A 9,076-nucleotide genomic window follows, 5' to 3' on the forward strand; every position below is an offset into this window, starting at 1 on the left:
TCCAAAGCGACCTTCAGAACCCCACCAAAACTACTCCCACACAACAAAAAAAGACATTCCTCAAATAACAGGAATGCCTCACCAACTATGCTTTTACTTCTTTCGTCTTCTGAGGTTTATTCAACACGCGATTGCCTTGACCAAAAACGATCCAGCTGTGTGGCACAAAATCGTAGAACAGGCGGACAATCAGCCAACTGCTGAAGAAAGTGACAGCTAACGTGATCAGCTGCCAGGAATGGAAAATCAGCGGTTCGCCGCTGGGCAGCCAACTGCGCAGGAACATCAGGAAGAACGGGTGGATCAAATACATGCCGAACGACACCGCGCCGATTTCTGTCAAGAACGCCTTGAATTTCGGCACCTTCCATTTCTGGATAAAATGAACGGTGATGAAAATCACCGCAGCGGCAAAAAATGCATGCGTGCTCCACGCAAACTCAAGCAGCCGGTTGCTGTAGCTACCTTGCTGCGTGCGGATCATGTACATCATGCCGACATACATGAAAATCGTGGCTCCGTAACCGATAAGAATTCCGGTAAGCGCAGCCCAATGTTTCCGCCAGTCGTGAATCCAAGCAGCTACACGTTCGTAATAAACGCCGAGGAATGCCCCGAAAAAGTAGAACATGAAGTAGGACAAGGCGACGGAATTTTTAGCCGTTACCTGGAAAACTTCCGAATTCAGAATGACCCATGTCCATTGGATGATAATTCCAAGGATGATGGCGTACTTGCGGATAAACCGGAAGCGTTTGAACAAATACAGCAAGAACGGGAACATCAAGTAAAACTGCACACTGACAAACACGAAATACAGATGCGTGTGCGCTTTGCCTGTCGCCAGCGCAGTCAAGAAGCTTGAAATCAGTGTGGGGAAATCCACGAATGTGTCATATATGTTTAATTTCAATACATAATAAAAGACCGAGAAGACTATATAGGGGACCAGGATATACAATAGGCGTTTCTTATAAAACTTTTGGAACAGGTTCACCGTCAAGTCGCGGTGGTAATAGGTGTAGAACAAGATGAAACTGCTGAGAAAAATAAATGTCGGCGTGCCCAATTTCCCGGCGATGTTGAAAAAATTATACAAAGCAAAAGGAATTGAGCTCGGATCGCTTCCGCCGAGACCGGTGGAAGAGGAATGGACAGCAAACACACCAAACAAGGCAAGTGCGCGTGCATACTGGACTTCATTCAAATATTTTCGGGATAGATTCATGATATCACCTGGCTTTCTAAAATCTGGCGCTGCTTTGAAACAAGCACGTTTGCTATTATAACATGTTTTTGCCCATTGGAAGCATGCAAGCTCTATAGAAGGTGTGCTCTATGAACAATGTAAATAAATTGTTAAATTATTAGTAAAATTCCGGTAATTCTATTGTTGTAAAAATTCCCATATGCTAAACTCAAATTGAATGATTGCGCTTATTGAACAAACGGGCAATGCCCGTTTCCGCTAGCTCCAGTAGAGCCAGTCCAGCATAAGCTGCAATTGCTCAAAAAATCTAAAGGATGGTGTCGAATGAAAGGAAAAATGTTTAAATCAGCAATCGCTGTTGCCCTGACTGCAAGTGTAGTCGGTGTCCAATCGTCACAAACAGCCAGCGCGGCCGAAGGGGATTTTGAACTGACGATCATGCACACGAACGATACGCATGCCAACTTGGACAAAATCGCAAATCGGGTAGCTCTAGTGAACAAAATTCGCGGAGAGCAACCGAACAACTTATTGCTTGATGCAGGGGATGTTTTTTCTGGAACACTTTACTTTAATACTTATGAAGGGCAAGCAGATTTGCCATTCATGAATTTGATGAAATATGATGCTATGACTTTCGGGAACCACGAGTTCGATTTAGGGTCAAGCGAGCGCGGCCATCAATCTCTTGCTGAATTTGTCGAAGGGGCTGAATTCCCATTCGTATCAGCGAACGTCGACTTTTCAGCGGACGAAAATATGGCTGGTCTCCAAAACGAAGTTTACACAGCAAACTATAATAACGGTGAAGTCTATAACGGCATCATCAAAGAAATTGACGGCGAAGAAGTTGGCGTTTTCGGTTTGACAACAGAAGAAACAGCTTCTATTTCAAGCCCGGGAGACATCACATTCTCTAATTACATCGAAGCGGCTGAGGAAGCAGTAACGGCATTTGAAGAAGCGGGCGTCAACAAAATCGTCGCTTTGACACATATCGGCTTTGACGACGCTGCTGAATTCGACAACGATTTATTGCTGGCCGAAGCGGTTGAAGGCATTGATGTCGTCGTCGGTGGGCACACGCATAAAAAACTTGCTGAACCTTATGTTTTTGATGGAAATACAGACCCTACCATAATCGTACAGGCAAATGAATACAATAAATTCCTCGGCCAATTGGATCTTACGTTCAATGCAGAAGGCGTGGTCACGTCTCATGCTGGCCAATTGCATGACGTCAACGCAGAAGGCATTGTTCCAGATGCCGAAGCAGCGGAACTTCTTGCACCTTTTGCTGCAGAAATAGAAGCAGTGAAAAATCAGTCAACAGGCGCAACAGCTGAAGTCTTCCTTAACGGTGGACGCAACGCAGGCGGCGTTCGTGCAGCTGAAACAAACCTTGGAAACCTGATTGCAGATGGCATGCTGGCAAAAGCCAAAACAATTGATGCCGATACTGTAATCGCGCTTCAAAATGGCGGCGGGATTCGCGCATCAATCAACCTGGGCGACATCACCGTCGGAGAAGTTTTGACGACGATGCCATTCGGCAACGCTTTGGCCATCATGAACCTGACAGGTGCAGAACTGAAAGCAGCCCTTGAACACAGCGTTCGACTGTTCCCGGCTGAAAACGGCGGGTTCTTGCAAGTGGCAGGTTTGGAAATGACATTTGATCCAAAAGCGGCAGCAGGTTCTCGTGTGACTTCTGTCAACATCAAAACAGGCGACACGTTGACTCCACTGGATTTGACGAAAAACTACAAAGTAGCAACAAACACATTTACGGCTAAAGGCGGCGATGGTTATACATCATTTGCAGATGCCTATGCAGCTGGCCGTGTAAGTGAGCCGGGAAATATCGATTACGAAATGTTCATTGACCATATCGAATCATTGGACAGTGTAAAACCGATGCTCGAAAACCGCATCAGCCCAGTGATTCCTTATACAGATGTGGATATGGACAAATGGTCAGCTCCATTTATTACCGATGTTTACAACCGTGGCATCATGACCGGAACGACGGATACGATGTTCTCGCCACAAGCCACATTGCCACGCTGGCAGGCAGTATTGATCCTGAACCGTATGCTCGGCATCGAAATTGAAAATGCACCGGCGTCACCGTTTACGGATACGAAAGACCTTCCGGGAACGTTAGCAAAACAAATTGATGCAGCCTATGCAGCAGGCATGATCAACGGCGTCAACGCGACGAAGTTCAATCCAAGAGCCGATATCTCGCGTGCTCACTTTGCGCTAATTTTAAATCGTGTCTATGAGAACGTCAACGACGACTATGTAGTCACTGATTATGCGGATTACAGCGACTATGGCAACTATAATGCCGAAACGAAAGAAGCGATTACGATGTTGGATGAATTAGGGATTGTTGAAGGCTATAACGGCAAATTCAGACCTGCTCAATCTACATCGCGCGCAGAAACTGCAAAAATGATTTCCATCTTTGCACCTTATGTACAGAAATAAGTTTTGAATAATGGCATCTTTGCTGCCGGCAACTCCAGCAGTAAAGATGCTTTTCTATGAAATCTTTTGGGATTTATTTGGCTAATTTTTCAATATAATTTCCGCTTCTACAAATATTTGTTTAAAGAAATAAAAATTACAAATTTTTAATAATGATAAATTGTGCTTTCTTGTACAATTGCAGCAGAAACTATTCCACTACCAAGGAGTGAAAAACTTGTCCAAACATGCATTCAGCAAGATTATATTGAGCCTTGTCCTGGTATTGTCCGCAATGCTGCCTTATATGGCAACAACGGCAAATGCCGCAGAACCGATTACGGTCGCTGACGCCATTGCAAACAACTCAGGCTCTGCCACTGTGAAAGGCTTTATCGTCGGGACTGCTATTAGCGGGACCAATTACGACCAGGAAGCGCCTTTTACAATTGCTTCAAATTTAGGTCTTGCCGATTCTCCGGATGAAACCGATCCGAAGAAAATCATTCCGGTACAATTGCCAACAGGATCGATCCGTACAGCATTGAACCTGGTCGACAACCCGACCAACTTTAAAGCAGAAGTTACCATCACAGGCAATCTGGAAGCTTATTTCTCAACACCCGGCCTTAAATCTCCATCAGCCTTTGCCATCCTTTCTGAAGGCGAAGCACCGCCCGAAGCAACTGCCGTTGATTCATTGGCAGAAGCGCGCACCATGGCGGGCAAACTGATCCAGGTTGACGCCACCGTCACAACCGGCACAGGATTCTGGGGCGGCAACGCCTTTTACGCACAGGATGACACAGCCGGTATGTACGTCTACACATCCAGCGCAGCCGTTGCACCGGGAGACCTTGTCCGTTTGACCGGAACGGTTTCTGAATACGGCGGTGAATTGCAACTGCAGCCGAACACGGTGGAAGTTTTGTCTTCGGATAACGAATTGCCGGCAGTGCAGACCGTCGAGCCGGCCGGTGTCGCTGAAGACACACAAGGCGAGCGCGTTGAATTGCAAAACGTCACCATCACAGGCTTAGAAGCGGTCAACGATTTTGGCACATTCGAATTTTCGGCTGTTGCTGAAAACGGCGAAGCGGTCACTATCCGCAACGACAACCGCAACGGACTGGCATTCGAGCAATTTACCAAGCAATACAAAGAAGGCGATTTGATCCATGTAAACGGGATCGCGTCGAAATACAATAGTTCCTACCAAGTAAAGACACTGGGCTTTGACAGCTTTGAACTTGTCAACAAACCGGCCGTATACGCCGACATTTTCCCAGGTGTCGTTTCCGAAGGGGCTGAAATCACGTTAGCTTCCGGCTGGGAAGGTGCGCATCTTTACTACACGCTTGACGGTTCAGCACCAACGGCCGCCAGCACAGAATACACATCCCCCATCGTTTTGACCCAAGACACCGTGATCAAAGCGATCGCGGTCACTGACAAAACATCCGACGTGTTCACGTTCGAATACACGGTCCTGAAAACAGCGGACTTGAAAATCCGTGACATCCAGGGCGAAGGCCATTACTCGGATTACAAAGGCGCAGCCGTCAATGAAATCGTCGGCGTCGTGACGCATTTATACAACTCGGCAAACTTTGTCATCCAGGACACAACTCCGGATGATGACTTGACGACTTCAGAAGCCATCATAGTCAACAAAGCATCCAACGGCCTTCAAGTCGGGGATCTGGTTACGGTCAACGGCACCGTGGAAGAACATTTCCAGGAAGGCTATTCGGATATGAGAGCCAATGACCTGCCGATCACGCGCATCCGTGCAACTGACGCCGTAAAAACAGGAACCGCTCCACTTCCTGAACCGATTGTCATCGGAGAAGACGTCCAGCCGCCATCTGACATTATCGACAACGATGGTTTGGCATCATTTGATCCAAAAGAAGACGGCATCGATTTCTGGGAATCGCTTGAATTGATGCGTTTGGCTGTCCCGAACGCACAAGTCGTCGGGCCGCAGAAATACGGCGAAGTGGTCGTTGTCGCTGAAAACTCACCGAACACAGAATTCCACAAACAAGGCGGAATCCTGATTTCGGAAAATGACTACAACCCGGAACGCATCACTGTCGATTTTGACAATGAAAGCTTTGTTGCCAAATCAAGCGACTCTTTCGCCGGTGACATCATCGGCGTAATGGGCTATGGCTTCGGCAACTACAAGCTATGGGCAGAAGGAACGGACCTGCCCCAGCTGACAGACGGCGGAACCCAGCTGGAACAAACATGGATTGAAAACAAAGAAGACGAATTGACCGTAGCGGCTTACAACGTAGAGAACTTTTCTGCAGATCCAAGCCATACATCTGATGCAAAAGCACAGCGCATTGCAGAATCATTTGTTAACGACCTGAATTCACCAGACGTTATCGTCATGGTCGAAGTACAGGACAATGACGGCCCGATCGCTTCAAACAACAGCGATGCATCTGCCAGCTACGAGCGTTTGATCGCAGGCATCAAAGCAGCAGGCGGCCCGACTTATGCCTGGACAGACATCGCACCTGAATACAACAAAGACGGCGGACAGCCAGGCGGAAATATCCGCGTCGGCTACCTCTACAACCCGGAACGCGTCACGCTTTCAGAAGGAACAAAAGGCACGGCAACCGAAGACAACTCATGGATCGATGGCGAATTGGCCTTGAACCCGGGACGCGTCCAGCCGATCGCTATGCCGAATACACGCAAACCGATCGCTGCACAATTCGAATTCCAAGGTGAGCAAGTTGTTGTCATCGGCGCCCACTTGAACTCGAAAGGTGGAGACCAGCCCCTGTTCGGCCAGAATCAGCCGCCAGTACTCGGCTCTGAAGCAGAGCGCATCGAACTTGCAAAAGCCATCAACGGCTTTATCGAAAAAGGACTTGAGCAGGATCCGGACTTGAACGTTGTCGTTGCAGGCGACATGAACGATTTCGAATTCACACCGGCCATGAAAGCATTAAAAGGCGATATTCTGACGAACAAAGTCGAAGACGTGCCACTTGATGACCGCTACTCTTATTATTACCAGGGAAATTCACAGGTTCTTGACCATTTACTAGTAACCAACAACCTGGCAGCCCGCACCGAGCTGGACATGGTCCACATCAATGCGATGTTCATGGAACAGCACGGCCGCGCATCAGATCACGATCCGTTGCTGGCACAACTTGCATTTAAAGCAGAAAAAGTTCCAGAAAAAGACCTGCCCTTTACTGATGTAAAAGAAACAGCTTGGTCGTTCCCATACATCAAAGATCTTTACGACAGAGACCTGATCAAAGGAACTTCCGGCACGACCTATGCACCAAAAGAAAACCTGAGCCGCATGCAAGCTGTTACCATTCTGACACGCATCCTGGAGTTGGATATTGAAGGCGCAAAAAATTCGCCATTCACCGACATCTCGGATATTCACCAAACGCGCCAGAACGAAATCAACGCAGCATATCATGCCGGCATTATCACCGGTGTCACGACTACTGAATTCAAACCAAACCAATTCATCAGCCGTGCCCAGTTCGCTTTGATGCTGAACCGCGTATACGAGTTGAAAAACGATAAGTACCCAGTCGACAACTACGCGCCATTCAGCGACTACGGCAAATTCAACACAGAAACAAAAAGAGCGATCACGATGCTATATGACCTGGAGATTGTCGAAGGCTACAACGGCAAATACCGGCCATCCCAGTTCACTACACGTGAAGAAATCGCGAAAATGTTTTCACTTTTCCGCCCATTTATCACCGAATAAGCAACACCCAGACAAGCTCGGTCAGATTTTCTGATCGAGCTTGTTTTATTTTGAGTAAGGGTTGGAGAGTGGAAGGTATGATTTGTGTGGTTCTGTAGGTCGCTTCGGTCGCTTATTTATTGAGAGGAAAGAGTTTGAGAGAGCGGGAGTATGATTGGTGCGGTTCTGGAAGTCGCTTCGGTCGCTCTGGAGTGGGCTCCCGCACTAAGCCGGGCAGCGCTGCGCTTGCCAGTCTTATTGCTCCGCCCACTCCGTTGACGCGCCTCAGCTGGGTTTGAGATGGTGGTGGTAGTTTGGGTGGGGTTCTGTAGGTCGCTTCGGTCGCTCTGGAGTGGGTTCCCACAATAAGCCATGCAGCTGAGGATCGCTGCCAGTCTTATTGCTCCACCCACTCCGTTGACGCGCCTCAGCTGGATGGTTTTTTTATAAAAAGAGTCTAACTTTGTATGTAGTAGATAGTTAAAGTGGGGTTCTGGAATTGCTTGGCGGCGGTGGGGCACGCGCCGGCGCTGGGTGTTGATGAATCCACAAATGGGGTCTGTGTTTTTAGATGAAGATTTGCCGTTTCTACCTCACCGTTTCAAGTTTCTACTATAGAAGGTGAGGATGCTACCGCAACGTCTTACATCTTTACATGAAAGTTTCAGCTTCCTACACGGATTTCAAGACAGGGACGTGCTCCCACGCTGTAATCCTGCTGCATTCTATAAATATAGAGTGATGGCAGTAGTTTTGGTGAAGTTCTGCAATCGCTCTGGTGCTCTGGAGTGGGTTCCCACAATAAGCCAGGCAGCTGGGGAACGCTGCCAGTCTTATTGCTCCACCCACTCCGTTGACGCACCTCAGCTGGGTGGTTTTTTTATAAAAAGAGTCTAACTTTGTATGTGGTAGATAGTTAAAGTGGGGTTCTGGAAACGCTCGGCGGCGGTGGGGTACGCGCCTTCGCTGGGTGTAGATGAATCCACAAATGGGGTCTGTGTTTTTAGATGAAGATTTGCCGTTTCTACCTCACCGTTTCAAGTTTCTACTATAGAAGGTGAGGATGCTACCGCAACGTCTTACATCTTTACATGAAAGTTTCAGCTTCCTACACGGATTTTAAGAAAAAATCACATCTTGTGTGTGAGTGAGGCTAGATCAGAAAGTGTCACTTTCTATTTCGGCTGTTCGCCGCGCGAACAGCTTCCATTCAGGGGCTTGAACTTTGTTGGAACAAATCGAATTGGAGGAAGAATGGTGAACATGCAGGTAAGAAAGCAAAAGGTTCAGGTAGAAATCTGGAACGTTCAGGTAGCCGCTTCAAGAGTGAAGATAAGAATCCAATGTGTGAAGGTAGAAACACGAAATGGTGATGTAAAAACATCCAATCGCCACTTACTGGCAACAACAGACCAACAAACCAACAGCGTTCCGCTTCGCACCTCCAAGATGCCCGCTTTTCGCAGGCGAAAAGCCAAAGTGCCAACCCTTTATCCTGTGAAGAAGCTTTCTATTCCACCTTCACATCACGCTGGACGTTTCGATTTTGTGGATACAACAGCGAATCCTTTCCACTCACTACTTATTAGATGAAGAAACCTAAAGAAAGAGCGGAAGGCGGCGACTCCTGCGGAAGAACG

4 protein-coding genes are annotated in these 9,076 nt (G+C 47.7%); 3 read left to right on the plus strand and 1 reads right to left on the minus strand.

What is annotated here, in order from left to right:
- Positions 1 to 85: 85 nt before the first annotated feature.
- Positions 86 to 1,228 (minus strand): acyltransferase, encoded by a 1,143-nt coding sequence (locus tag J7I83_RS10090; protein WP_215100574.1) that lies wholly within the window; start codon positions 1,226 to 1,228, stop codon positions 86 to 88.
- Positions 1,229 to 1,534: 306 nt separating this feature from the next.
- Here J7I83_RS10090 and J7I83_RS10095 point away from each other — a divergent pair, with 306 nt between their 5' ends.
- The 3 genes from J7I83_RS10095 to J7I83_RS10105 all read left to right on the plus strand — a co-directional run bounded on the left by J7I83_RS10095 (position 1,535) and on the right by J7I83_RS10105 (position 9,029).
- Positions 1,535 to 3,706, plus strand: coding sequence for a 5'-nucleotidase C-terminal domain-containing protein (locus tag J7I83_RS10095; protein ID WP_215100575.1), 2,172 nt, complete (start codon positions 1,535 to 1,537; stop codon positions 3,704 to 3,706).
- 208 nt (positions 3,707 to 3,914) lie between these two features.
- Entirely contained in the window at positions 3,915 to 7,457 is a 3,543-nt protein-coding gene (locus J7I83_RS10100; RefSeq protein ID WP_353048256.1) for a DUF6359 domain-containing protein, read from the plus strand.
- A 1,236-nt stretch (positions 7,458 to 8,693) separates the two neighbouring features.
- Positions 8,694 to 9,029 carry a hypothetical protein gene (locus J7I83_RS10105; RefSeq protein WP_215100577.1) on the plus strand — a complete coding sequence of 112 codons (336 nt, stop codon included), beginning with the start codon at positions 8,694 to 8,696 and terminating at the stop codon, positions 9,027 to 9,029.
- Positions 9,030 to 9,076: the final 47 nt, after the last annotated feature.

The organism is Planococcus sp. ISL-110 (assembly GCF_018613575.1).
GTDB lineage: Bacteria > Bacillota > Bacilli > Bacillales_A > Planococcaceae > Planococcus.